The sequence below is a fragment of the Citrobacter sp. XT1-2-2 genome, from assembly GCF_023516235.1.
Taxonomy (GTDB): Bacteria; Pseudomonadota; Gammaproteobacteria; order Enterobacterales; family Enterobacteriaceae; genus Citrobacter; species Citrobacter werkmanii.
This window is the reverse complement of record NZ_CP097324.1, coordinates 2,360,656-2,386,545: the sequence shown is the minus strand read 5'-3', so window position 1 is coordinate 2,386,545 and position 25,890 is coordinate 2,360,656. Positions and strand designations below refer to the sequence as shown.

25 protein-coding genes are annotated in these 25,890 nt (G+C 51.8%); 6 read left to right on the top strand and 19 right to left on the bottom strand.

Annotation, left to right across the window (positions count from 1 at the left end; translation table 11 throughout):
• Window positions 1–40: 40 nt before the first annotated feature.
• On the bottom strand, window positions 41–577 hold the full coding sequence (locus M4I31_RS11320; RefSeq protein WP_042308263.1) for a helix-turn-helix domain-containing protein: 537 nt from the start codon (window positions 575–577) through the stop codon (window positions 41–43).
• Window positions 578–682: 105 nt separating this feature from the next.
• Here M4I31_RS11320 and M4I31_RS11315 point away from each other — a divergent pair, with 105 nt between their 5' ends.
• Window positions 683–1,849: a benzoate/H(+) symporter BenE family transporter gene (locus M4I31_RS11315; RefSeq protein WP_085048161.1), complete on the top strand. Its 1,167-nt coding sequence runs from the start codon at window positions 683–685 to the stop codon at window positions 1,847–1,849.
• On the opposite strand, the gene M4I31_RS11310 is transcribed toward M4I31_RS11315, so the two are convergent.
• Window positions 1,832–2,701, bottom strand: coding sequence for a helix-turn-helix domain-containing protein (locus M4I31_RS11310; protein ID WP_085048160.1), 870 nt, complete (start codon window positions 2,699–2,701; stop codon window positions 1,832–1,834). The genes M4I31_RS11315 and M4I31_RS11310 overlap by 18 nt on opposite strands.
• 185 nt (window positions 2,702–2,886) lie before the next feature.
• Between M4I31_RS11310 and M4I31_RS11305 the strand changes: the two genes are divergently transcribed.
• Window positions 2,887–3,795 (top strand): DMT family transporter, encoded by a 909-nt coding sequence (locus tag M4I31_RS11305; RefSeq protein ID WP_085048159.1) that lies wholly within the window; start codon window positions 2,887–2,889, stop codon window positions 3,793–3,795.
• A 38-nt stretch (window positions 3,796–3,833) separates the two neighbouring features.
• Here the strand turns inward: M4I31_RS11305 and M4I31_RS11300 are convergent, their stop codons facing one another.
• The 3 genes from M4I31_RS11300 to tehA form a co-directional block, all read right to left on the bottom strand.
• Complete coding sequence (locus tag M4I31_RS11300; RefSeq protein ID WP_085048158.1) at window positions 3,834–4,508, bottom strand: DUF3313 domain-containing protein; 675 nt, start codon at window positions 4,506–4,508, stop codon at window positions 3,834–3,836.
• Window positions 4,509–4,663: 155 nt separating this feature from the next.
• Window positions 4,664–5,260 (bottom strand): tellurite resistance methyltransferase TehB, encoded by a 597-nt coding sequence (gene tehB, locus M4I31_RS11295; RefSeq protein WP_085048157.1) that lies wholly within the window; start codon window positions 5,258–5,260, stop codon window positions 4,664–4,666.
• Window positions 5,260–6,261, bottom strand: a complete 1,002-nt coding sequence (gene tehA, locus M4I31_RS11290; protein ID WP_085048156.1) for a dicarboxylate transporter/tellurite-resistance protein TehA — start codon at window positions 6,259–6,261, stop codon at window positions 5,260–5,262. Before tehA ends, tehB begins: the two co-directional genes overlap by 1 nt.
• A 113-nt stretch (window positions 6,262–6,374) precedes the next feature.
• Between tehA and ydcK the strand changes: the two genes are divergently transcribed.
• Window positions 6,375–7,355 (top strand): YdcK family protein, encoded by a 981-nt coding sequence (gene ydcK / locus M4I31_RS11285; RefSeq protein ID WP_150345059.1) that lies wholly within the window; start codon window positions 6,375–6,377, stop codon window positions 7,353–7,355.
• Here ydcK and rimL read toward each other — a convergent pair.
• The 5 genes from rimL to M4I31_RS11260 form a co-directional block, all read right to left on the bottom strand.
• Window positions 7,347–7,892 carry a 50S ribosomal protein L7/L12-serine acetyltransferase gene (gene rimL / locus M4I31_RS11280; RefSeq protein WP_085048155.1) on the bottom strand — a complete coding sequence of 182 codons (546 nt, stop codon included), beginning with the start codon at window positions 7,890–7,892 and terminating at the stop codon, window positions 7,347–7,349. The genes ydcK and rimL overlap by 9 nt on opposite strands.
• Before the next feature lie 100 nt (window positions 7,893–7,992).
• The gene (locus M4I31_RS11275) at window positions 7,993–8,217 is read right to left on the bottom strand and encodes a YdcH family protein (protein ID WP_038640766.1); all 225 of its coding nucleotides are present in this window, start codon (window positions 8,215–8,217) and stop codon (window positions 7,993–7,995) included.
• Between the two features lie 166 nt (window positions 8,218–8,383).
• The gene (locus M4I31_RS11270) at window positions 8,384–10,039 is read right to left on the bottom strand and encodes a glucan biosynthesis protein D (protein ID WP_038640767.1); all 1,656 of its coding nucleotides are present in this window, start codon (window positions 10,037–10,039) and stop codon (window positions 8,384–8,386) included.
• Between the two features lie 193 nt (window positions 10,040–10,232).
• Window positions 10,233–11,576, bottom strand: a complete 1,344-nt coding sequence (locus M4I31_RS11265) for a VOC family protein (RefSeq protein WP_161668020.1) — start codon at window positions 11,574–11,576, stop codon at window positions 10,233–10,235.
• Window positions 11,577–11,697: 121 nt separating this feature from the next.
• Window positions 11,698–12,600 (bottom strand): manganese-dependent inorganic pyrophosphatase, encoded by a 903-nt coding sequence (locus tag M4I31_RS11260; protein ID WP_085048152.1) that lies wholly within the window; start codon window positions 12,598–12,600, stop codon window positions 11,698–11,700.
• Window positions 12,601–12,830: 230 nt separating this feature from the next.
• Between M4I31_RS11260 and M4I31_RS11255 the strand changes: the two genes are divergently transcribed.
• Window positions 12,831–13,754 (top strand): LysR substrate-binding domain-containing protein, encoded by a 924-nt coding sequence (locus M4I31_RS11255; protein ID WP_038640774.1) that lies wholly within the window; start codon window positions 12,831–12,833, stop codon window positions 13,752–13,754.
• A 39-nt stretch (window positions 13,755–13,793) separates the two neighbouring features.
• Here M4I31_RS11255 and M4I31_RS11250 read toward each other — a convergent pair whose 3' ends face one another.
• The 5 genes from M4I31_RS11250 to M4I31_RS11230 form a co-directional block, all read right to left on the bottom strand.
• Complete coding sequence (locus M4I31_RS11250) at window positions 13,794–15,482, bottom strand: methyl-accepting chemotaxis protein (protein WP_085048150.1); 1,689 nt, start codon at window positions 15,480–15,482, stop codon at window positions 13,794–13,796.
• Window positions 15,483–15,651: 169 nt separating this feature from the next.
• A complete protein-coding gene (locus M4I31_RS11245) occupies window positions 15,652–16,770 on the bottom strand; it encodes an S-(hydroxymethyl)glutathione dehydrogenase/class III alcohol dehydrogenase (protein WP_038640779.1) in 1,119 nt (372 codons plus the stop codon).
• Between the two features lie 32 nt (window positions 16,771–16,802).
• Entirely contained in the window at window positions 16,803–17,078 is a 276-nt protein-coding gene (locus M4I31_RS11240; protein ID WP_003833178.1) for a metal/formaldehyde-sensitive transcriptional repressor, read from the bottom strand.
• Window positions 17,079–17,190: 112 nt separating this feature from the next.
• Entirely contained in the window at window positions 17,191–18,384 is a 1,194-nt protein-coding gene (locus tag M4I31_RS11235; RefSeq protein WP_085048149.1) for an MFS transporter, read from the bottom strand.
• A gap of 88 nt (window positions 18,385–18,472) precedes the next feature.
• Entirely contained in the window at window positions 18,473–19,609 is a 1,137-nt protein-coding gene (locus M4I31_RS11230) for an alpha/beta hydrolase (protein WP_085048148.1), read from the bottom strand.
• Between the two features lie 175 nt (window positions 19,610–19,784).
• Here M4I31_RS11230 and M4I31_RS11225 point away from each other — a divergent pair, with 175 nt between their 5' ends.
• Entirely contained in the window at window positions 19,785–20,669 is an 885-nt protein-coding gene (locus tag M4I31_RS11225) for a LysR family transcriptional regulator (protein ID WP_085048147.1), read from the top strand.
• Window positions 20,670–20,687: 18 nt separating this feature from the next.
• On the opposite strand, the gene M4I31_RS11220 is transcribed toward M4I31_RS11225, so the two are convergent.
• From M4I31_RS11220 to cybB, 3 genes are all read right to left on the bottom strand, one after another.
• Window positions 20,688–21,953, bottom strand: coding sequence for a Y-family DNA polymerase (locus tag M4I31_RS11220; protein ID WP_085048146.1), 1,266 nt, complete (start codon window positions 21,951–21,953; stop codon window positions 20,688–20,690).
• A gap of 2 nt (window positions 21,954–21,955) precedes the next feature.
• On the bottom strand, window positions 21,956–22,375 hold the full coding sequence (locus M4I31_RS11215) for a translesion error-prone DNA polymerase V autoproteolytic subunit (RefSeq protein ID WP_085048145.1): 420 nt from the start codon (window positions 22,373–22,375) through the stop codon (window positions 21,956–21,958).
• 244 nt (window positions 22,376–22,619) lie between these two features.
• On the bottom strand, window positions 22,620–23,150 hold the full coding sequence (gene cybB, locus M4I31_RS11210) for a cytochrome b561 (protein ID WP_069324952.1): 531 nt from the start codon (window positions 23,148–23,150) through the stop codon (window positions 22,620–22,622).
• Between the two features lie 189 nt (window positions 23,151–23,339).
• On the opposite strand from cybB, the gene gap reads away from it, so the two are divergent.
• Window positions 23,340–24,341, top strand: coding sequence for a type I glyceraldehyde-3-phosphate dehydrogenase (gene gap / locus M4I31_RS11205; RefSeq protein ID WP_085048144.1), 1,002 nt, complete (start codon window positions 23,340–23,342; stop codon window positions 24,339–24,341).
• Between the two features lie 86 nt (window positions 24,342–24,427).
• Here gap and aldA read toward each other — a convergent pair whose 3' ends face one another.
• Entirely contained in the window at window positions 24,428–25,867 is a 1,440-nt protein-coding gene (aldA, locus tag M4I31_RS11200; RefSeq protein WP_085048143.1) for an aldehyde dehydrogenase, read from the bottom strand.
• Window positions 25,868–25,890: the final 23 nt, after the last annotated feature.

The window sequence follows — 25,890 nt, the reverse complement described above, 5'->3', positions numbered from 1 at the left end:
TTGTAGTCACAAGCGCGGCATTTCGGAATAGTTTTCCCGATCAACTGCGCGGGTAATGGATCAGCGAATGAAAGTGAACCGTTTGTTCACCGCTGTTACGGTAACTATGGGCCGTATCGCCGGCAAAACGGACACCTTCACCGGCTTTAATGGTACGCCATAGACCATCAATGCACATATCCAGCAGTCCACTAATCACCACTACGTGCTCTATAACACCGCTTTCGTGTGGCGTGGATTCACTAAGCGCGCCGGGCGCCAGCAGTATCGAAAAGTGATCGAAACACAACTGAGGATCCCATGGGAACAGCGGCGTGACGACCATCGCCTGGTGTTGGGGATCGAAAGACGGCGTGCCGTCTGACTCAGGAGGCGAAATAAACGTTGAAAATGGGACATTCAGCCCGGTGGCGATTTTCCACAATGTCGCCACTGTAGGGCTGGATTCATTGCGCTCAATCTGCCCCAGCATCGCTTTTGACACGCCGGTTTCCTCCGCCAGACGCGAGAGACTCCATTCCCGCTGGTGGCGCAGCGTTCTGAGCGTCGTCGCCAGATAGTGAGTTAAGTTATCCATATTTCTCCTCCTTCGCCCTTCCTTCTCAAGGCTACAGCTTAGCACTTGTACGCTATAACGCACAGTGCTACAGTGGCTGACCGTTATAACGCACACGGAGTTGCTATGCGCACATTTTCAATCCCTCTGCCTACCGTGCTATCAGGTTTTGTCGCGGTGCTGGTCGGTTATGCCAGTTCGGCAGCCATTATCTGGCAAGCGGCGCTGGCCGCAGGTGCGACGACAGGGCAAATTGCGGGTTGGATGACCGCGCTGGGAATAGCGATGGGCGTTAGTACGCTGGCGCTGACATTATGGTATCGCGCCCCTGTTCTCACTGCATGGTCAACGCCCGGCGCCGCACTGCTGGTTACGGGCCTGCAAGGGGTAACGATTCAGGACGCGATCGGTATTTTCATCGTGGCTAACGCCTTAATTGTGCTGTGCGGCGTAACCGGACTCTTTGCCCGACTGATGAAAATAATCCCCCACTCGCTGGCGTCAGCCATGCTGGCCGGGATCCTGCTACGCTTTGGCCTGCAGGCGTTCAGTAGCCTTAATAGTGAGCTTATCTTATGCGGTAGCATGCTGGTGGCATGGTTAGCGTTTAAAGTCATTGCCCCACGGTATGCGACAATCGCCGCGATGCTGATAGGTATAATCATCGCGCTGATAAAAGGTGACATTGTCACTAATGAGGTAAGTTTATCTCCAGTGTTACCTGAGTTTATCGCCCCGCATTTTTCATTTGCCCACAGCATTAGCATCGCACTGCCGCTGTTTCTGGTCACCATGGCCTCACAAAATGCTCCTGGTATCGCCACCATGAAGGCGTCAGGTTATGCGTTACCCGTTTCACCGTTGATTGTTTTTACCGGTCTGCTGGCGCTGCTGTTTTCCCCTTTTGGCGTCTATTCCATTTGCATTGCCGCCATAACCGCGGCAATTTGCCAAAGTCCCGAAGCGCATCCTGATGCAACGCGACGTTGGCTTGCCGCGGCGGCGGCGGGTGTCTTCTATCTTTTGGCAGGGGTTTTTGGCGGTTCGGTCACCGGACTGATGGCGGCCTTGCCCGTAAGCTGGATCCAAATGCTGGCGGGCCTGGCGCTGCTTGGCACGATTAGCGGCAGCTTATACCAGGCATTACATCATGAATCCGAGCGTGATGCGGCTATCATTACTTTTCTGGTCACTGCCAGTGGCCTGACGCTATGGGGGGTTGGGTCTGCATTTTGGGGGCTGATCGCCGGAGGTGTGTGCTACGCGGTGTTTGCTTTATTTCGCCGCACGTAACTGCGTTGGCGTTTTACCCGTCACCTGCTTAAACCGGTTGCTGAAATGGCTCGCTGAACTGAACCCGCAAGCCATCGCAATATCCGACAAACTGCGGGAAGAATGACAGACCAGATGCTGGGCTAATACCATACGTCGTTGCATAACGTACTGATGCGGCGCCATATTCATTGACTGGCGAAACATTCTGGCAAAATGGAACTCACTCAGCGCCGCCTCACTTGCCAAATCGCTCAGGGTAATGGGGTACGCCAGATGCGCTTCTATGTAGGCCAGCACATTGCGCAATGTGGCAGGCGCAAGTCCCCCGGTGACAACGGGCAACTGCCATTGGACGTTGCTGTAATGCTGGATCAGATGCGTGAGCAGTAGCGAAGACGCGGCGCTGAGCGTGAGATGGTTGGCCGGTTGTTGCCAGTCATTCCCGAGTAAAAACTGACGATAAACCGCTGTTATCCCCGGATCGCTGCCAAACGTATGCTCATCCAGCGTGAAGCTATAAGGGCTTTTGTCCCAGACTTTTTCACCCACTTCGCGCAAATGGCCGTCCGTACAATAGAGATGAACAAAGGAAAGATCGTCACGAATATCCCAACTGGATTCGCTCTCTTTCGGCATCAGGCAAAAACGGTCCGGCCCACCGCCATTCTTCCAGCCGCCGGCCGTCTTGTGGTAACTCTCGTAACCATCGGCGATGTATAAGCTGAGGGTATGGTGATCGCAATACTGGGTAATGGTATCACGCTTATTTGACCAGGCCGCCAGTTGGATCCCTGAATGTAACGCAACCGACTCGTGCAGCACGGCATTGTGTTTGCGTAAGTTTTCAAAGGCACCGTAGGGCTGAGACATACCATCACATTCAAAATAAGTTAGCAGGCTTTCAGTCTATATCAGCTACATATTGTTAACAGCTTCCTTTTCACATTTGCGCGAAAAAAAGCGCAAGATTTTGCAAGTCCACCGCAATCTGATGAAAGCCCCCTGCTACCCAACGTGACACAGTGTGCGCCTGAAGACCAAAAAGAGAGAGTTGTATGAACGCGCTATTGTACTGCCTGGTGGTAGTGATTTGGGGAACGACATGGATTGCCATTTATCTGCAACAAGGACCGGTTTCAGCGCCGGTTTCTATCTTTTGGCGCTTTGCCGTTGCCAGCTCGGTGATGATAATAATCCTGCTGGTTAGCGGTAAATTACGCAAACTATCTGGTCGTGACCATCTGTTTTGTCTGTTACAAGGCGGATGCGTTTTTTGCTTTAACTTTTGGTGTTTTTATACGGCTGCGGCGTGGATTAACACGGGCCTTGAATCGGTGATTTTCTCGATGGCCGTCCTGTTCAATGCGGTCAATAGCTTTCTGTTTTTCGGCCAAAAACCGCCGATGCGCTTTTATATTGCCGCCGGTCTCGGTCTGACTGGCATTGTCACCCTGTTCTGGCAGGACTTACTCAACAGTGGGTTCAACCATTCACTTCTGCTGGGCATCGGCTTAAGCGCTCTGGGAACCTTTGGTTTTTCATTGGGCAACATGATAAGTCTGCGCCATCAGAAAAAAGGGCTGGAAGTATTGACCACCAATAGCTGGGCCATGTTGTACGGTACATTGCTGATCGCCGCTATTGCGCTGGTGCGTGGCGATGACTTCACTCCGCAGTGGACTTTCAGCTATCTTAGCGCACTGCTGTACCTGGCTATTTTTGGTTCGGTGATTGCCTTTGGCGCCTATTTCACACTGGTCGGTCGCATTGGTCCCAGTAAGGCCGCATACAGTACGCTGCTTTTTCCTCTGGTCGCACTGACGCTGTCAACATTGTATGAAGGGTATATCTGGCAGGTAAATGCGATTGTGGGATTAGTATTGATTTTGCTGGGGAACCTGGTGATGTTTGCCCGACCAGAAGCGCTGATGGGTAAGCTCGTATATCGTCGCCGAACGGCATAAAAAAAACGCACCATCCTTAGATGGTGCGTTCATCATTATTATTGTGTTTTTTTGTTCACGTCAAACATGGAAGCATCAGTCGCCATGTCATCAACAACTTTCTTCAACGTTTCGAACGCCATCGGCGTGCTTTCGTTGTTCAGATCTTTACCTTCACCCTTACGTACAACTTTAATGACCGGTTTATTGGTCGCCGCATCAATCAACTCACCCTCGAAGTAGAGGTTGGTATCCATGGTACGGTGGCCCGTTGCCATTTGCGTTCCCGCAACCAGCAGCGCAACCGGGATCACTTCGTAGAACTGCAGCCCTTCTTTACTGGTCGCTACACCGGTAATTGCCCCGCGGAAAATCAGGCTACGTGGCCCAGGGGTAGTCACCAGGGGTTTACGTTTACTGATTGCGGATTTCAACTGTGTATTGGTGTAGGTCAGTAGTTGATCAAGAACCTTCTGCCCTACCTGCGTAGTAGGTTTAGGAACCGGATAATACGTTACCGGGTTATATACAATGTTGTCATATTTGGATTCGTTGTAGTTCGGGTCAACCCAACGGAGTACCGTTTGTCCGGTTGCCGATTTTGTTTCCTTCAGATCAGAGTAATTTTTTAAAAACCCAGAATATTTATCCGGTTCGGTCACTTTTGACGCACAGCCGGATAATGCCAACAAGCCAGTAAGCACTGCAACTTTAAATAAAGTATGAGTACGCATGAAACGATCCCTTTAGTTTTCGCAATGATGCCTAAAAAGAATAGCAAAACAGATTCATTTTGGATGCACTAAAAATGGTAAGGACCGCACAATTTTATCTTTGCGCTCAACATAAAAAATGCTGAACGCAGAGAGAGTTAACCCAGACAGGAGCTTCAGACAGTTTTGCGTGCCAGCATAGTGGCAAAGCGCAGTTTAATGCGATTACCATTTTCATCCGTACGATGAAGTTCACCCACGTCTTCGTTGTATTTCAGCAGATCCCACCCGCTGTAATAGTTGCGTAATTCACCCGCTTTAAACGCAAACGGAAAACCAACAGTGCACGGGAAATCATCAGTGTCCATTGCCGCAACGATTAAATTATATCCGCCTGGCTTCGTGCAGCGCTGCATATTATCTATCAGTCCCGGGATAGTTTTAGCCTCAAGGAACATCAGCACAACGGTAGAAAGAATAAAATCATATTCGCCATCAAAGCGTAAGGCGTTAAGATCCGCGACTTGCGCATGCAGGTTGGTCAGTCCTTCCGCCGCTTTAATGCGCTCAAGGTTCGCTATGCTCATGGGGTTTTTATCCCATGCGGTAACGTCATAGCCGTTTGCCGCAAGGTACAGGCTGTTACGACCATTACCGCAGCCCAGATCTAATGTTTTACCTGGCGCGACCACTTTTGCCGCTTCAACAACATCGGAATGCGTACGGGTTAAATCGTATTTCTCAGTAAAGTAGTTTTCGTCGCAATGAGTCATCATTTATCCTCAGATTTCAGTAATGCAGCACGTTCTGTGCGGATAAGCAGCTTTCCCTGCAGCAGCAAAGCAAGCGTACGTATCAGTAATAATGCAATGATAAAATTGGTAAAAATAAACAGAGGGATAGACAGCGTATGAAAAAATCCTGATTCGCTGCCGTGTCCCAGATGCAGGCCCGTCGTCGCCAGGGCCGACACGCCAAACGAGAAACTCCAGAACGAGGCATTAAATGGTTGCGACAGGTACCATGGCATGAGACGTAGCATAAACAGAAGTTGCAGCAGACCATAGCCGAACAGCATTTTGGCTAACGTATCCCCCTCACCGCCGTTGACGCTAAGCCAGGCGCTGCAAGCAACCAGCGCGGGCGCCAGTTGAATGCCAAGCGAAGTCCGTAAGACCGCTGGCAGTTCCCCGCAGCTACGTAAACGTTGCAGGATCACCGGTTCCAGGCTGAGCCAGGAAAATACGCCAGCCCCCAAAAACACCATTCCGGCATCATTGAAACCAAGCGCACCACAGGCCATTGCGCTGATAAAGTTATTGGCGACGGTCGGCAGATACAGACCCGGCGTGGTGGCTTCCTCTGGATGCGCTCCACGCCATAATCCTGCCGTTTGCCAGGCCGCGTACGCCAGTTGTATCACCACGCCAATGCTGAATAACCCGATCGCCAGCGGTCGATACCAGGGAACAAAGCCAATGGCTACCAGCATGGTTGTGGCCGGAAACAGACTGACAAAGCTACTCATCACCGGGTGACGAATTTCAGCCAGTACGCTGTGCGGGAAGTGCAGCAAGCGATACATAAAAGCCAGCGTCAGCAGCCCCCAAATGGCCATGGCGAGAATCACTAAACCGTCGCCAATCCAGTGGCTCACCGGCCAAATCTGGCTGGCATAGCGCCAGGCGAATCCCATCCCGATAGTACCCAGAACCATGCCAAAATAACCGGCCGGAAGATTGAGGACCCGTTCACTCTGTTTGCTCTTACTCATTTTGTTTATTTTTTAAAGTATATTTGAAATGCATTTTATGGAATTTCAGCGGGTTTAGCCAGTACGGAAAACTTTGCTACGTTTAACTAAGGTGCGCAACATGGAAATGAGCAATGACCAAATATCGACTCAGCGATGAGCTTCGCTCCTTTAGTTACCAGGATAATGGCAATAAAAAAAGCGTATTACTACGCCAAATCATTGCGCTCATTGATTTTAATGATGTTACCGCCGGTACGCCTGGCGGCTGGATTGATGACGAAAGCGTCTTGTCGCAACGCGGTGATTGCTGGATTTACGATGAAAATGCGCTCGCATTTTCCGGCGCATCAATAACCGGAAACGCGCGGGTTACTCAGGCAAGTGTCGTCAGAGATGGCGCGCAAATAGGCGATGCCGTGTGGATTGACCGGGCAGAAATCAGCCATTACGCACAAATACGTGACAACGTCACGATACAGGATTCGGTTATTCGCGGCGAGTGCCTTCTCTGGGGTAATGCACGCGTTGTATGTGGCTCCGAAATCATTGCCGCCAGGGGACTCACTGTTGAAAACGACCAGTTGCTGCAGATTTACGATCGGGCGACCATCAGCAACTCACGCGTAGTGCATCAGGCGCAGATCTATGGCGATGCGAAAATCAACTACGCCTTTATTGAACATCGGGCGGAAGTTTTTGATTTTGCCCAGGTGGAAGGTAATGAAGAGAATAATGTCTGGATTTGCGATTGCGCCAAAGTCTACGGGCATGCGCGCGTCATCGCCGGAACCGATGAAGATGCTATTCCTACCCTGCGCTACAGCTCACAGGTGGCAGAACACGCGGTAGTCGAGGGTAATTGCGTGCTGAAGCACCATGTGTTGGTCGGGGGACATGCTACATTACGCGGCGGACCAATCCAGCTTGACGATCACATCCTGGTTGAAGGTCACGCCTGCGTTCTTGGAGAAGTGTTGGTCGAGAATCACATTGAGATAACCGGCCAGGCGCACATTGAAGCATTTGATGGCGATGCTATTCATCTGCGCGGGCCGAAGGTGATCAATGGTGAGCAGCGCATTACGCGCACACCTATCGCAGGCTTATTCTGAGGGACCATCAATGATGCGGGCATAGAGATTCACATCATAGTAATCGCCATTGAGGAACTCTGCTTGTCGTAAACATCCTTCCAGTTGGAAGCCATTGCGCAATGCCACCCGGTTGCTCTCAACGTTTTCTACGCGGCATTTAATCACAAAGCGGCGAATTTCCTGGCGCTGCGCATAATGATGAATCAATGCCTGTAGCGCCCGGGACATAATGCCCTTACCCTGGTGAGCTTCATCCAGCCAGTAGCCAATATAGGCCGCTTTGTTCAGCGGCTCTATCTGGTTAAACGCGATGACACCCACCAGATTCTGTTGTGCAAAAATCAGGAACATTTTGGCGTAGCCGCGCTGGTGCAACATCATATTTCCCTGCACGTTTTTGCGCGTGTCGTCCTCGGATTCGACAAACTGCGGCCAGTTCAGCGACTGCTGGAGCCAGGTTTTATTTTTCAGCACCAACTGATGCAGAGGGGTGACGTGTTGTTCTTCGACGGCACGCAGTTCCAGCGAATCATTAATGGTTATCACTTCTGGCATTTTCTTTCCGTTACGATCGTTAAGCAGCTAATTCTGCTCATCATAAAACAGGAAGGGCTTCCCTTTTGGAAGCCCTTTTACACAGCAAGCGCTGTTTTACTTAGCTCTCACCGACACTCTCTTTTTGCAAAATTTTGAGCAGATCTTCCTTCAGGTGGAGTTTCTGTTTCTTAAGGCGAACAATGTCCAAACTATACCCCCGACCATCCGCACCTTCCAGTCTGGAGATCTCATGATCAAGGCTGTTGTGTTTTTCGAATAAGGACAGAAAGCGAGGGTTCTCGGTTTTCAGTCGGGAAATAAGGTCTCTGTATTCTGGAAACATACTTTCTCCCTGTTAGTGGACAAGAACGTGTATAAGAAATACACAGTTCCAGAGTACCCATTTCCCATACAGAAAAATGCGAACAGGATCGAGTAAATAGCGTACAGACTATTTTCAGAAAGATTGCAGATACGGCTCCCCCTCAGGAGAGCCGTAAAAGGAGTGATTAACGCATCTCACGGTCGTCAACGTACTGACGTTTATCCGGCGCTGGCGGGAAGTACTGATACAGCCAGGTTTCGCTGATGGCGTCGCCCTGGCAACGCAGGAACATACGCATATCTACCGGGTCGGTTGAGTCAGACGTCGGATACCAGTCAAACTGGATACGGTAGCCGTCGATAGGCTCCACGTAGAGGATCTCAATTTGTTTTGCTTCACCGCTGGAGAGCGTTATCACCGGCTCAATGCCTTTCGGCGCAGCGGCTTTCAGATCGCCACCGACGAAGTCAACGGCAAAACGACGCGCCCATTTCTCCGGGTAGTGCTCGCCCGGCGCCCATCCTTCCGGGAAGCCGCCCATGCCTGTACGGGTCGCCATCACGCGAGCCAACGGCGAACGTACCGGCGGCTGCGCGCTCCAGTACAGACGATATTTAAATTCCAGCTCATCGCCGGCTTTAATCGACTTCTCCGGCTGCCAGAAGCAGACGACGTTATCCAGCGTTTCGCCAGTCGTCGGGATCTCCATCAGGCCGATGGTCCCCTTGCCCCACTGGTTACGCGGTTCGACCCACAGGCTCGGACGCTTGTTATACCAGCCCATGATGTCCTGGTAATGAGAGAAGTCGCGATCGAGCTGCAGTAAACCAAACCCTTTCGGGTTGTTATCGGTATAGGCATTGAACTGCAGTTTTTGCGGGTTATTCAGCGGACGGCAGATCCACTCGCCGTTGCCCCGCCACATCGCCAGACGATCGGAGTCATGAATCTGCGGGTGAATGGTGTCGCACATCCGGCGTTCATTGTTGCCACAGCTGAACATGCTGGTCATCGGCGCAATGCCGAGCTGCTTGATGTCTTTACGCGCGTAGATATGGTTTTGTACATCCATGATCACCTGCGTTTTCTCGCAGTGGATCACGAACTTAAAGGCACCTGTTACGCTTGGGCTATCGAGTAGCGCATACACGGTAAAGGAGGTCGCGCCCGGTTTAACCGTTTCGAACCAGAAAGCGGTGAAATCAGGAAACTCTTCTTTGCTGTCGGTATAGGTATCTACCGCCAGACCACGCGCCGATAAACCGTACTGGTAGGTGTCATCCACAGCGCGGAAGTAGCTGGCGCCGAGGAAAGAAACCACATCACGACGAGCCAGTTCTGGCGCTTTAAATACGCGGAAACCCGCGAACCCGAGGTCAGTTTGCCCTTCCAGTTGTTTGGTATCCACACCCGCGTCGTTGTATTTAAACAACTCCGGACGGAAGTGGATTTCACGCGCCATATGTGTACTGTCATCGACCGAGAACATGCGAACCCGGCGGCGGAATCCCATTCCCACATGGAAGAACTGCGCATCAAGCTGACGATTTTCAACATTGTTCCACAGAGACTGCTCTGCGTCATATTGAATGCTGTTATAGGCCTGCGGCGTCAATTTCGCCAGCGTGTCGGGTAACGCACGCGGCTCCCCGCCCCAGGGTTTCTGTGCTAAGTCGTGGGCCATCGATTGCAGAACGGAAAAATCAAAACGTACGGTTTTTCCGTCTGCAATGTCAGACTCTGCCGCAAAGGCGGCGCGGGAAAAGAGTGATGCAATACCACTGGTTCCGCACACGGCGGCCATTGCCATTGAACCTTTAATAAATCGTCTGCGATTCATGCCTGAAAGTGAGTCCTTCTGGTCGTGTAAATGGTCCCGCACCGGTCAAAATCTGCGGCAAGAGAGTGCACATTTCTGACCGCTCACTCTAGACAAAATTCATTAATAATCCAATTGTTGGTCGCCGATTATCTGTACAAAATCGAAAATATTTTATGTCGATGGGAACAGACTGAATCCCGTGTAAATTCTGTTAAAGTAAACCACACCGCCGTTTACTTCGCTCTTCAGCCTCCTGATACAGCATAAATTCGTCATATACCTTGCAACCCAGTGCCTCTTCAAACACGTCGCGACTGGAATTCCCATGGCTGCGAGCCTGAGTTTCATTACCCAGATTTGACTGGAAAATCCCCGCAGCGCTAACCGGTAAGAAATCTTCGTAGGTGATAGGTTGCGCAACCAGCCAGCCGCGCTCAATGAGCGGTTGCGGATCGTCATCCGGGCGAATGGCCTGGCGATGCGCTTCACCTGACGGCGTCAGTCGATAACGAAACCAGGCGAGCCCCTGTTGGCGCAGCAGAAACTCGCTATCCGGGAATGCCTTGAATACCTCCTGAAGATGCAGCTGGTGCGTCAGATTGTCTTTTCCCGTTCCCGCTTTATTCAACAGTTCGTCATACAAGGCTCTGCCTTTCGGTGTGAGCGCTACGCCGCGCTGTTCAATCTCGCCAAAACGCGCCGTGTGAGTGCCGCGCATTTCACCGGCAAACAGCACCGGTTCTTCCAGCGCTTTGAAACTGGTCTGACGTAATAAAATCGGCACCTCGCGGCGCGGCGGCCCTTCAATCAATATTTTCGGCTCTATGCCGCATTCCGGCATCATGGACTGTACCCGGTCAATATCCAGCGTGCGCGGCGTCAGATGGTTGATGTGACAACCAGGGAAACACACCACATCGGCAATCAGCCGGTGTTCGTTGTGTAATGCGTGATAGGTCGCTTCATCTACCGTGGCGTGCTGATGCCAGCGAAAGGTTTCCAGTGCTTCATGGACAAACTCCTGCGCCTGCTCAGGCGTAAAACTGCCCTGCGCATCAAACTCATCCAGCAGTTCATGACAACGACGAGTGAAAATGTCGCGTTTTGCAAGGATCTCCGCAGCCTTTTGCCGCAGCGCTACGTTCTCGATTAATTCGAGCCGTAATAACGAGGTGAATACCCGAAACGGGTTGCGCGAAAGCGAGGCATCGTCGATGGGCCGAAAAGCCGTGGAATGTACAGGGACGCCGGCCTGAGAGAGGTCGTAGTAACTCACCGGATACATGCCCATAATGGCAAACATCCGGCGCAGCGTAGCAAGCTCCTGCGCAGTGCCCACCCGGATGGCGCCGTGGCGCTCAACGTTTAGCCGGGCCAGTTCATCCGCATTAGCCAGTTTTTCATGCAGCGTCGGATTATTTTCCAGTACCGCCAGATTCACATCAGCGACAAGTTCCAGCAACGTGCCATACTGCGGGACTTCCTGCTGGTACATTGCTGACATTGCCTGCGAAAATTGTTCCCGAATCTCATCTGCCGTGATGGTGTTCGCCATAATGTCATGCCTCCAGTGAATATTACCTGGAGTGTAGAGAACGCTGCAAAGTCCGGTGGGAAGAATTTACAAAGTGTGACCCCGCGTAAGTTTCCCACCCCATACAGACGGCGAACAGAACCTACTGGCGTGGTTTTAAATGACTTTCCAGCCAGGGGAGCATCTGTTTTTTACGGCTGAGCATACCTTCCACCTTGCAGGGCTGCGGGATGTCAGAAAGCTCAGAACCGGCAAACCACAGACTGGTGTCGCCCAGATTAATATCGGTGAGCATGAGCACAACCAGCGCGGCATTCTTTTCCTGCGCATAGCGCGCCATTTCCTGGCGTAATTCATCCAGCACTGTATCAACCTGTTGCAGCGCGTACAGTTCAAGCTGCGCCACACAGACCTGATGCCCATGGATAGTGAAGGTTTTAATGTCTTTCTGCAGGAGTTCGCGGGCGCTCATCCCTTCCACGCTCGTTTTGGCAGACAGCAGGTCGCGACTGAAGGCGTCCAGGTCTACACAGGCCTTTTGAACCAGCGCATCGACCGCCAAACGATCATCAGCGGTGGTCGTGGGTGAACGAAGCGTGACAGTGTCACTCAGCACGGCACCCAGCAACAAAACGGCCTCCGCGGGTGATAACTGGCTACGCTCATCTTCCGACATCAGTTGCCATAACAGCGTCGCGCTACTGCCGACAGGCTTCACCCACACTTCTGGCGGCAGACGGGTGACTAATCCACCGAGTCGGTGGTGATCGATAATCCCCACGACGTTACTGTCTGCCAGCGATTGCGGTCCTTGGGCAGGTTCGGTGAAATCAACCAACCAGACGTCACGATCGGTCAACTCAAACGTCAGCCGTTCAGGAAGTGCCAGCCCCGCTTGCGCAAAGATAAACTGCGTTTCGCGGTTAGGTTCACCCAGACGCCATGCCGTAGCCTGCTGACCGCGTAAGGTAAGCCAACGCGCCGTCATTGCGGCAGAGCAAATAGCATCGCTATCGGGATTAAGGTGTCCTACTACATGTATCATTAATCAGTGCCTTGTGAGAGAAAGGGTGCAAAAGCAAACAATATTCAAAGTATAACGACTGGGTGCATTCCCTTCCATGATCCCACCCCCCTGCCTGGCTGTATAAAACATGAGCAAAATAAATAAGTTGTAAGTAAAACATGATAAATGTTAATAATATTTTGCTATCAAGTTATCAAAAACGAACAACTTCACTTGTCACCGACACGGCTCTGTTTTTAACATCGCTTATGGAAAAAAATGTTCTGTTCAATCAGCGCATTCGCTTGCGCCACCTGCATACTTTTGTCGCCGTTGCACAACAGGGAACGTTGGGGCGCGCGGCTGAAACCCTTAATCTGAGCCAGCCGGCCCTCTCCAAAACACTGAATGAACTGGAGCAACTGACCGGTACCCGGCTGTTTGAACGCGGTCGCCTTGGCGCGCAGTTAACATTGCCCGGCGAGCAGTTTCTTACCCACGCGGTGAGAGTACTGGACGCGCTCAATACGGCCGGACAGGCGTTAAACCAGCGCGAAGAGTCGCAGACTGACGTCGTACGGATTGGGGCCTTACCCACCGCTGCGCTGGGTATTCTTCCGGCGGTAATCGGTCCGTTCCATAAGCAGCAAATGGAGACGACGCTGCAAGTTGCCACCATGAGTAATCCCATGATTTTGGCCGGTTTAAAATCGGGAGAAATCGATCTCGGTATCGGTCGGATGGCCGATCCGGAATTAATGGTCGGTCTGAATTACGAGCTGTTGTTTCTTGAGTCGCTCAAACTGGTAGTGCGGCCTAACCACCCGTTGTTGCAGGAAACCATCACGCTGAGTCGGGTGATGGAATGGCCCGTTGTGGTGTCACCAAAAGGAACCGCTCCTCGTCAGCACGCGGAAACGCTACTGCAAAGCCAGGGTTGCAAAATGCCGCCGGGCTGCATCGAAACGCTGTCAGCATCGCTTTCCCGCCAGCTGACGGTTGACTACGACTATGTATGGTTTGTGCCGTCAGGCGCGGTCCGGGAAGATTTACGTCAGGCGACGTTGGTATCATTGCCGATTCCCACCCACGGGGCGGGTGAACCTATTGGCATTCTTACCCGTGTAGACGTGCAGCTTTCCTCTGCCGCGCAAATCCTCATTGGCGCGATACGCAAAACCATACCGTTTTGATACCCAAAATTAAGGGACCATCTGGTCCCTTATAGCGTGTTAAAACGTTTCCCAGTTATCATCACTGACCGTTGCTGCCTGCAGACTTGAATGGCCCGATATTTTGGTACCAGCAGCGCGCTTTATTGCGCTTCCCCCATTTAAGCGGAATGTACCGACGGCTTCAGTTAAACGTGCCGCCTGTTCTTCCAGCGATGCCGCTGCGGCCGACGCTTCTTCAACCAAAGAGGCGTTTTGCTGCGTCACCTTATCCATCTCCGAAATCGCCTGGCTCACCTGCACAATGCCCCGGCTCTGCTCATCAGAGGCCGCCGCAATTTCCAGCATGATATCGGTCACGCGTTTTACCGCATCGACAATATCCGTCATGGTATTACCCGCCGCGACCACTTCATCGGATCCCTGGTCAATGAGTCGTACCGATTCGCTAATCAACCCCTCAATCTCTTTTGCCGCCTGCGCGCTTCGGCTCGCCAGCGTGCGTACCTCACTGGCGACCACGGCAAACCCGCGTCCCTGCTCTCCCGCCCGCGCCGCTTCTACCGCCGCGTTCAACGCCAGGATATTCGTCTGGAAAGCAATGCTGTTTATAACGGCTGTGATTTCAGAGATTTTCTTCGAACTACCTGAGATATTGCCCATGGTTTTCACCACGCCAGAAACCATCTGACCGCCACGACTCGCCTTGCCGGAAGCGTCTTCCGCCAGCTTGCTCGCATGGTGCGCGTTGTCAGCGTTTTGCTTCACCGTAGCCGTTAGCTCTTCCATACTGGCCGCCGTTTCTTCAATCGCCGCGGCCTGTTGCTCTGTACGTGAAGACAAATCGGTATTCCCTGCAGAAATCTCACTGGTACCGCGATAAATTTCCTCTGCCCCCTGGCGCACCGTGCCCACGGTTTTCACCAGCGAATGCTGCATAGTTTGCAGATGACGACTCAGGCGACCAATTTCACTGCGCCCGGTCGGTTCCTCTGGCATGGTCAGGTCGCCTGCCGAAATTTGCTCGATGCGCAGGGCTGCACGTAACAGAGGATGGATAACGGTGCGGCGCAGTACGATAAACGTCATCACGGTGAGCACCAGCGCGAGGGCAAATGCGCCGAGCATAAACGCTATACCAAGTTGCGTACGTTGGTGCGCCTGCTCGCTGAGGTTATTCGCCCTGGCAGTACGAATCTCAATGGCTTTCAGCAGCACCTTGTTGTAAGCGGAATCCAGCGGTCTGGCCTGTTCATTTTCATGGTTGATAATCGCTTCAAACATGCCGTTTTTAGCGTATTTCAGCATCGGCTGTAAACCGTCGGTATAGGCTTTGAAGCTGGCGCTTAATTCGGCGTCTAACGCTTCATCAGCAGACGTTTTCACCGTACGCGCCATATAAGCATTGAAGCCGTCCTGCGATTGCTTAATCCGTTTTTCTGCCTCGGCGATATTGGCCTTCATGTCATCCATTTCGGCAATACGGCTCGCCGCGCCGGCATGGATCATGTTGATACGTGCGGTGCGTAAGTGGTTAGAGCTGTTAGATAACCCCATCCTGACCTGAATCTCGTCGGTCACGTCGCGCTGATCGCGATCGGCCTGCATAAGAAAATAGCTTGCCAGCCCTGAACTTAAGGCGAACAACAGAAGGATGCCACCGAGAATGGAGGAAAACAGCGGAACCAGTCGGATTTGATGCAGAAATCCCAGTTTATGCTGGGCCTGCATCGATGTTGTGTTGTCCATGACCGTCGACTCTCTTGTAGGGTTTATGCGTGAAAACACGCCCGTTAGATAGTCATCGGCAATCCGTGAGGTTTACTTACCGTAAAAAGCGCCGGATTCGTCACACTTTCACAACATAATTCTAAAAAATTCAGGAAAGTGCCAGCGGATAAATCCGCTGGCCAATGAATCAGTTATCGCCAAAGTGGATAACGGTACGGATGGACTTACCCTGATGCATTAAATCGAATGCTTCGTTAATCTGCTCCAGCGGTAAGCGATGGGTGATAAACGGATCCAACTGGATTTTTCCGCTCATCGCTTCTTCGACCATTCCCGGGAGTTGAGTGCGCCCTTTCACGCCGCCAAACGCCGAACCGCGCCAGACTCGCCCGGTAACCAGTTGGAACGGACGCGTTTTGATTTCTTGTCCAGCGCCTGCCACGCCGATGATGATGCTCTCGCCCCACCCTTTATGGCAGCATTCCAGCGCCGCACGCATTACGTTAACGTTGCCGATACATTCAAAGCTGAAGTCCACACCGCCATCGGTAAGCTCAACAATCACATCCTGAATCGGTTTATCGTAATCATTCGGGTTGATGAAATCCGTCGCGCCCATTTCACCCGCCAGTTTGAATTTCTCCGGGTTGGTATCAACGGCCAGAATACGTCCGGCTTTCGCCTGCACCGCGCCCTGAATCACCGCCAGGCCGATACCGCCAAGACCAAATACGGCCACGGTATCGCCTTCTTTCACTTTCGCGGTGTTATGTACTGCCCCGATCCCGGTAGTGACGCCACAGCCCAGCAGGCACACTTTGTCCAGCGGAGCCTGCGGGTTAACCTTTGCCAGTGAGATCTCCGCGCAAACGGTATATTCACTGAAGGTACTGGTGCCCATATAGTGATAAATCGGCTCGCCGTTATATGAGAAACGAGTCGTGCCATCCGGCATCAACCCCTTGCCCTGGGTGGCGCGTACAGCCTGACACAGGTTGGTTTTCCCTGATTTACAGAACTTACACTCACCGCATTCTGCCGTGTACAGGGGGATGACATGGTCGCCCGCTTTCAGGCTGGTGACGCCTTCACCCACTTCAACCACAATACCGCCGCCTTCATGGCCAAGCACCGCCGGGAATACCCCTTCCGGATCGTCGCCTGAGAGCGTAAAAGCGTCAGTATGACACACGCCAGTGTGGGTAATTTTAACCAGAACTTCACCTTTCTTTGGCGGTGCGACGTCGATTTCGACAATTTTTAGCGGTTGGCCGGGGCCAAATGCAACTGCTGCACGTGATTTCATTTGTCTCTTCCCATTATTGCGAGGTGATGGTGTTATTTTAGATAAGCGCGAAGAAGATGGCCGATTTCAGCCATACGCACGGCTCGCTGGTCTGGCGTTGTCTCGCCGCTGACCAGTTCGTCTTTCAGGTGGATCTCCACCATTTCGCCCATCAGGCCATTGGATGCGCCGCGTACAGCGGCAATTTGTTGCAGGATCGCAAGGCACGGTTCGCCGGACTCCAGCGCCCGCTCAAGCGCGTCAACTTGACCGCGAATACGGCGAACACGGGTGAGGATACGTTTTTTATCTTCAGGTGAATGTGGCATACGCCCTCCAGATACTATAGGGGGGTATACTATCAGAATTTTTACATAATTGTAAAATTGAAGGGTTATTTATTCTCCGTCACTTAATCCATACAGATTTGCTGATGGTGTATTAGTGACTCTGGCGTATTTGGCGGAACGTAAGAAACGTTACGGCTAGCGCACCAACAAGTAGTAGAGCGCTGAGTCCAAAAGAACTTTGCCATCCCAGACGGTCGAACATTAGCCCCCCAGCCGTTGAACCAAGCGCAATCGAAAGCTGGATGACGGCGACCATCAGACCACCGCCCGCCTCAGCATCCTCGGGCAGCGTCCGCGCCAGCCATGTCCACCACCCCGTTGGCGCAGCAGTAGCGAGCATTCCCCACAGGCTTAATAGCCCAGTAACAGCCCAGGTGCAATGCCCGACCAGGAGTAACATTCCGGCAATGATAGCCATCAGTAATGGTATAGCCATGAGTGTTTGATAAAATCTGGCGTTCAGGAATGTCGTCACTATAAGCGTACCAGCCAACCCCGCGATGCCAATTGCGAGCAAAATCAAAGATAGACCAGAAGCATTCACCCTGGTCACCGTCTCCAGAAACGGACGGACGTAGGTAAATAATGCAAACTGCCCCATAAAGAAGAGTCCGCAGGCCAGCAGACCGGTTGATACAATGGAGACACGAAGCAGACGAAGTACCGACCCACGCGGCTTGTGCACCGTATCCTTTTTCATTTCGGGCAAACTGATGCTTTGCCAGATGAACGCCGTTATCGCAAGAGGCACAAGGCATAAAAAAGCCCCACGCCAGCCGACGGTTGCCCCCAGGTAACTGCCCAGCGGGGCCGCCACTACGGTTGCCAGCGCATTCCCACCATTAAAAATAGCCAGCGCCCGGGGAACCTGGTGCTGCGGAACCAGCCGTATTGCCGTTGCTGCCGACAATGACCAAAAGCCGCCAATGACAATACCAATTGTGGCTCTTCCCAACATATAAAGCGGATAACTGGGAGCTAATCCGATCATTATTGCCGACACAGCCATTAAAATGGTCAACCCCAGCAGAAGATATTTACGATTCAGATCCCCGGCAACATTTGAAATGGTCAGGCTGGTTAGTACTGCCAGCACGCCGGAAATCGCTATTCCCTGACCAGCCAGTCCCTCTGAAACGTGCAAATCTCTGGCAATCGGCGTCAATAAACTGACCGGCATAAATTCTGAGGCAATAAGAATAAAGACGCAGAGCGTCATGGCAAATACGCCGCCCCAGTGTGCGTGCGTTTTATTACACAAGGTATTATGGCTCAGTGTGGACATTATTATTTTCTCTATATATTGCCGGGGCAAAACAAGGGCAAAGCCACCTGCCAAACAGGTAGCTTTGTTAAGTTTTCCGGCCAGGAATTTATCTTAAGGAGGTTTTGAAAAACTGCTCAAATTTGCTGAATGGTATTTTACCGGCCACATTGTCATATAAATCAACATGGTTAGCCCCCGGAACGACCACCAGCTCTTTATCTTTACTACCAACGGCCTTAAAGGCGTCTTCGGCAAAATAACGTGAGTGCGCTTTTTCACCCGTTACGATCAGCACAGGAACAGTAATTTCATTGGCGTAGCTTAGCAGCGGCATATTCATAAACGACAGGGGCATTGTTGCGTTCCATGCGCCTGTTGAATTGACAGAACGCGCATGGAAACCACGTGGCATCCGGTAATAATCGTAAAACTCTTTCAGTACCGGATGCGGATTTGCAGGTAAGGTTTCCGGCAGAATACGATCCCCTGCACTGACATTACCTTCTTCGTCAACATTAATGTCATGTCCACCCGGGGCAAATGTGCCCTTTTCCGCATCTTTCCAGCGCTGCGCATTCAGATACTGCAATACCGCGTGGCGGTCTGCGGAGGTATACCGGTCTTTGCCATCACCGACGCCATGGCCCATTGCGCGACTCATGTCATACATTACGCTAGTCGCAACGGCCTTAACACGTGTATCCATTGCTGCGTCATTTAACGCCATCCCGCCCCAACCGCAGATACCAAGTAAGCCGATGCGATTGCGATCCACTTCTTTTTGTAGGCCAAGGAAATCAACCGCCGCGCTGAAATCCTCGGTGTTGATATCAGGAGAGGCAACATTACGTGGAATACCGCCGCTTTCGCCGGTATATGAAGGATCGAAGGCCAGCGTCACAAAACCCTGTTCAGCCAGCGTCTGCGCGTACAGTCCACTGGACTGCTCTTTGACAGCGCCAAAAGGACCGCTAACCGCAATTGCCGCCAGTTTGCGTTCGCCTCGATCTTTTGGAATATAGAGATCTCCAACTAACGTGATCCCATAGCGGTTCTGAAAAGTTATCTTGCGATGATTGACTTTCGTACTCTCGGCGAAGGTTTTATCCCATTTTTCGACCATCGAAACGGGCGCGTTTGGGTTGGTTGTATCAGCATAACTCATCGTTGTGACTCCATTTAATGATGCGCATAGCAGCATGGCAGGTAGGGTGGTCGACAGTTTTCTGGTGAAAGCTTTCATCACTTGTTCCCCTAAAAATAGGTTGTGGGTACAGGTCTTATACGGACAACATTGCTGTGCCTGGTTGCAATGCGCTCATTATAGGTAGCAGTATTCGTTCTGATTAGAGGGTGTAAAATGCTAGAATTAATATCATATTGTTATAAATGGCGGCATATCAGGCGAGGACTGAAGAATGGCAAAACGGGAAAACTATAACGATCTCTACCTGTTTATGCAGGTAGTGCGGGAAGGCAGTTTTACCGCGGCCGCACAACGACTTGGGTTGGCGCAATCAGGCATCAGCCGTTCAGTGCGTGAGCTGGAGCAGCGTCTGGGGGTTCAGTTGCTGGCCCGTACTACGCGTAAATTGTCGTTGACGCATGCCGGCGAACAGCTCTACCGGACTGTAGAATCGGGGTTTGATGCTTTGAATTCAGGACTTTCCACTCTGGCGTACTATCGTAATACTCCCTCAGGTACGGTACGTATCAATGCCAGCCAGCACGCCATTGATAAAGTACTCCTGCCGAAGCTGGCGGTATTTAAACAACGCTACCCCGATATCCGACTTGAACTTATTAGCGAAAGTCGGTTCGTCGATATTATTGCTGAACGATTTGATGCGGGCGTCCGCCTGGGTTCAGAAGTAGGTAGTGGCATGGTCGCGGTGCGCATTTCACCCGATATGGAGATGGCGGTAGTTGGCACGCCGGAGCATTTTCGTCGCTACGGCTTTCCCCAAACACCAGCAGATTTAGTGATCCACCCCTGCATCGCATATCAGTTTGGTGATGGAAGCCTGTATGCCTGGGAGCTCAACGATGGTGGTAAAAGAATCACCCACCGGCCGCAGGGACAGTGGGCCTTTGCTGACAGTTACATGGAAGCAAAAGCAGCCAGACTGGGCCTGGGGCTGGGTTATGTCCCCGAAGAGTTGATTGCCGATGATTTAGAACGAGGCACGCTTATCCGGGTTCTGCAACGTTACAGTCAGCGTCTGGATGGTTCATTTCTGTATTACCCGCACCGTAACGTGTCACCTGCCTTGCGAGCCGTCATCGATACATTAAAAATTTGAATCAGCAGGTATTAAGACTCACCTGACGCGCAGTAAATCAGTAAAACGCGTCGTATAGCGGGGTGAGAGCATCTCTCGTTTCATTTGCCACGGCTGTTCAATCCCCTGCCCGGCAAACCAGATTGTCCCACGTCCCTTTTTATTCAACCGATCAATCACCATCATTAATTCCGCGCTGTGGCTCCGGGGGGCGTTGCCATCAAACAGATTCAGTTGCGCCACGCCAGAACTGAAAAAATCGCCCAACATCACACCCGCTTTTTGATAATGTTGCCCCTCTCGCCAGATAGCGTCCAGGCTGCGCGTTGCCGCACTCATAATTTCCCGGGTGTCCTGGGTCGGGATCAGCAGCTTTACCGACGCGCTGTTAGCGTAATACGGTTCCTTCAGGGCAAATGGACTGGTTTTGATAAATACAGAGATAAACCGACAGAACTGATGCTCCCCGCGCAGCTTTTCCGCCGCACGTGAGGCATAGGTGCAAATCGCTTCACGCATCGCGTTATAGTCCGTGAGTTTTTCACCAAACGAGCGTGAACAGACGATTTCCTGTTTAACCGGCGCAAACTCTTCCAGCGCCAGGCACGACTCACCGCGCAATTCCCGTACTGTTCGTTCAAGAACTACGTTGAAGTGTTTGCGAATAAAGCGAATGTCGGTATCAGCCAGGTCACGGACGGTTTTAATCCCCATCGCGTCCAGTTTTTTACTGATACGGCGGCCCACGCCCCACACTTCACCGACAGGGAGTGCGGCCATCAGCTTACGCTGGTGCTCAATATTTGATAAATCCACCACTCCGCGAGTCTGTTGCGGCCATCTTTTGGCGGCGTAATTCGCGAGCTTTGCCAGCGTTTTGGTCTGGGCGATGCCAACGCCAACCTGAAGGCGTGTTTTCTGTAGAATTGTGGCCCTGATTTCGAGACCAAAATCCGTCAAATCCCTACAGTTTCTTACTCCCGTCAAATCGCAGAATGCTTCATCAATACTGTACCTTTCCACATGTGGAGAGAGGTCTTCCAGGATAGACATGACCCGACTGCTCATATCCGCATACAGTTCATAGTTGGAACTAAAACACACCACGCCGTAGCGCCGAAACAGATCTTTCTGTTTGAAGTACGGAGCGCCCATTGTGACGCCAAGCGCCCGAGCCTTCGCGCTACAGGCGATAACACAACCGTCGTTATTGGAAAGAACGACAACCGGTTTGTCTTTCAGATCGGGCCGGAATGCCATCTCACAACTGGCGTAAAACGAATTAACATCCACCAGGGCAAACATAATCAGCCAGCCGCCTTAACGATAAAGGTCACCACGCCAAAGATATCCAGCGAGTCCTCGCTGCCGATGATAATGGGCGCGTAGGTTCTGTTCTCTGGCTTGAGCATCACAATTGGATGCAATTGCAGACGTTTAACGGTGAATTCTCCCTCAATGGCGGCAATCACGATGTCTCCATGAACCGGGTTTCTGGCGCTGTCGACAATCAGCAAATCACCCTCACCGATCCCCGCCCCGACCATAGAATCACCCGATGATTTTACAAAATAGGTTGCGCTGGGATGCTGTACCAGCAGGTCATTGAGATCGATACCTTTCTCAACGTAATCCTGCGCCGGAGAAGGAAAACCACAGGGCACAAGGTCGCTGAACAGGGGAAAATTTTTCGTTTGTCGACGTTTTGCAGGCTGGAAAAACAACATAATAATCGGCCTCTCACTTAACTGTATTTATATACAGTAGTTTTAATGAGGACGGCGATCAAGTGACGAGAGTAGCGAACTGGGTATTGTTTAATCATCTCGTCGGTAAGCTTTTATCGTGTCTGGAAAAATAATTTTTTGTTTTATTCCGCAGAGGAAGATGTTCATTTAACCGGAACGATAAGGACGAAAGGTATCTCGATCTGCAAGCGGTAAAAAAGCCCCGCGCTTGCGGGGCTTTACGTCAGGAACGCTTACGCGGCATCATGCGCAGCAGCGTATTATCCTTCCAGAAGTAGTGATGCATCAGGGCGGCTGCGGCATGCAAACCAATAACAAAATAGCCCAGGTTTGCCAGCGTCACGTGCCAGGACTTCAGCATCTCCACGAGATCAACGTTGGCTTTTGCCGCATATGGCATGACAAGGCCAAATGCAAGCCACGGATTGCCCCGGTTGTACATCATCACCAGACCAATAATCGGCAACGCAATAAACAACAGATAGATGACCAGATGCCCCAGATGCGCCATTCCGGTCATCATCGGTTTCGGTTTTGGCACAATCGGCGGCGCCGGATATTTCAGCCTGACCAGCAGACGCGCCACCATCAGCGTTAAAATCGTGATGCCACAGGATACGTGCACCATGTTGAACAAGGGACGATAGCTACGCGGGAAAAATCCGCGAAACTCCATGGCGCTGTAGGCCACAATGACCAACAAAAAAACCAGCCAGTGAATACCAATTTGCAGGCCAGAATACTTATTCCCCATAACACTTCCTGAATAAAAACAATAATGCGTCAACATAACGGGCTTTTGTTAAAAATTCATTAATTTTTGTTCATCCATTATCAGTCAGTTACGTTTAAGCGCAAAAACAGCTATTGCCCCGGATGCCTGACTGGACTATGCCTGGTAGGGAAAATATGTCGTACCGCCTCATCCTGACAGGAGAAAACCATGAGTAAAATTGGCATTAACGGCTTTGGTCGTATCGGTCGTCTGGTATTGCGTCGACTACTGGAGGTCAAAAGCAGCGTGGAGGTCGCCGCCATTAATGACCTGACCTCGCCCAAAATTCTCGCCTATCTGTTAAAACACGACTCAAATTACGGTCCATTTCCCTGGAGTATCGACTTTACCGAAGACGCGCTGATTGTCGACGGTAAAAGAATCGCTGTTTATGCAGAAAAAGAGGCCAAAAATATTCCGTGGAAAGCCACTGGCGCAGAGATCATCATCGAATGCACCGGTTTTTACACCTCAACAGAAAAAGCCAACGCGCACCTGGACGCAGGCGCCAAAAAAGTCCTGATATCCGCCCCTGCCGGGGATATGAAAACCATTGTTTTTAACGTGAACGACGACACGATGGATGCGAACGATCGAATTATCTCTGTCGCATCGTGCACCACTAACTGCCTGGCGCCGATGGCGAAAGCCCTGCATGACAACTTCGGTATTCAACTGGGCACTATGACAACCATCCATGCCTACACGGGGACACAATCGCTGGTAGATGGCCCTCGCGGAAAAGATCTGCGCGCCTCGCGGGCGGCGGCGGAGAACATCATTCCCCATACCACCGGTGCGGCGAAAGCGATTGGCCTGGTGATTCCGGCATTGAGCGGAAAATTAAAAGGCCACGCCCAGCGCGTACCGGTGAAAACCGGATCCGTCACGGAACTGGTGTCGGTATTGGGTAAAAAGGTCACCGCTGAAGAGGTTAATAACGCGCTGAAAAAAGCCACGCTGAATAATGAGTCATTTGGCTATACCGACGAGGAGATTGTCTCGTCAGATGTGATTGGCTCACATTTCGGTTCAGTATTTGATGCGACACAAACCGAGATTACCGAAGTGGGCGATCTGCAACTGGTAAAAACCGTCGCCTGGTACGATAACGAGTACGGCTTTGTGACCCAACTTATTCGCACGCTGGATAAATTTATCAAGCTCTGACGTTGTGGTGGAGGTCGAATGAACGGGATAGCCGACAAAGTGTAAAAATTACGCCGGGTGACGTACAAACTCACCCGGCTAAAAGCTTAGGACTGCAGATAAACCACCTGCGTTTGCAGATATTCATTCAGGCCGTGTTTACCGTCTGCCCCACCAATCCCGGACTTGCGCCACCCCGCGTGGAAACCCTGCATTGCCTCGAAGTTTTCACGGTTAATATAGGTTTCGCCAAACTTCAGCCCTTTAATCGCCTTCATCGCGGTGTTCAGATTTTGCGTGTAAATTGATGAAGTCAGCCCGTAGTCGCTGTCGTTGGCCATCGTCAGTGCCTCTTCCAGCGTATTAAACGCCACCACCGGCAGCACCGGACCAAAGGTCTCCTCGTGCATAATCGCCATCTCCTGACGCACATCCAACAGTAATGTCGGCGGATAGTAATAGCCTTTGCCTTCTACCGCCTTACCGCCTAGCACTACTCTGGCCCCCTCCTGCACCGCTCGCGCAACTTTCTGCTCCACTCGTTCCAGCGCAGCGGCGTTAATCAACGGTCCCATCGCAATGTCATTGCGCTCAGCCGGATTGCCGAACTGTACGGCTTTCATCGCTTCACCCAGACGATTAACGAACTGGTCATAAATACCTTTCTGGACGTACACGCGTTCGGCGCAGTTGCATACCTGCCCGGTATTGATCACCCGTGAGTCAACAATTGCCTTCACGGCCAGCTCAAGGTCAGCATCATCCATCACGATCGCCGGGGCTTTGCCCCCCAGTTCCAGACAGACTTTAGTGATGTTTTTGGCCGCTGCAGCCATAATTTTCTCGCCCGCTCCGACGCTACCGGTCATGCTGACCATTGCGACTTTCGGGTTTCCGGCCAGTTCCTGGCCGACCGTTTCACCGCGTCCCAGGACCAGATTAAATACCCCGCGAGGCAAGCCGATATCATCAACAATTTTGGCAAAGGCGATGGCGTTGTTGGGCGTAAACTCACTCGGTTTAATGACAATGGTATTGCCCGTCAGCAGCGCGGGGGCCAGTTTGCGAGCAATCAGGAAGAACGGAAAATTCCACGGCAGAATGCCCGTTGTCACGCCCAGAGCGCGCTTAAACAGCAGGATATTCTCGCCCGGGCGATCGCTTTGCAGGATCTCGCCTTCATAACGGCGTGCCCACTCGGCCATGTAATCGATATAATCGGCGGTAAATGCGACTTCAACGTCGGCCAGTTGCTGTATTTTCCCGCCTTCAGCCACTATCAATGCGCTGATTTCGCTGGCGCGTTGACGGATACCCGCAGATACTTTGCGTAGCCAGTTCGCCCGTTCAATGGCAGGCAGCGCTTCCCATTCAGGCTGAGCGCGCTCGGCGGCGTCTATCGCTTTACGCGCATCTTCGGCACGTCCATCCGGAATACGTGAGATAACCTCTTCCGTGGCCGGATTGACGACATCAATCCAGGCGTCATCGTGCCAGGTCACAAACTGCCCATCGATATACATAGGATGTTGTACGGGTACTGACATGCGCTTCTCCTGTGATTGATTTG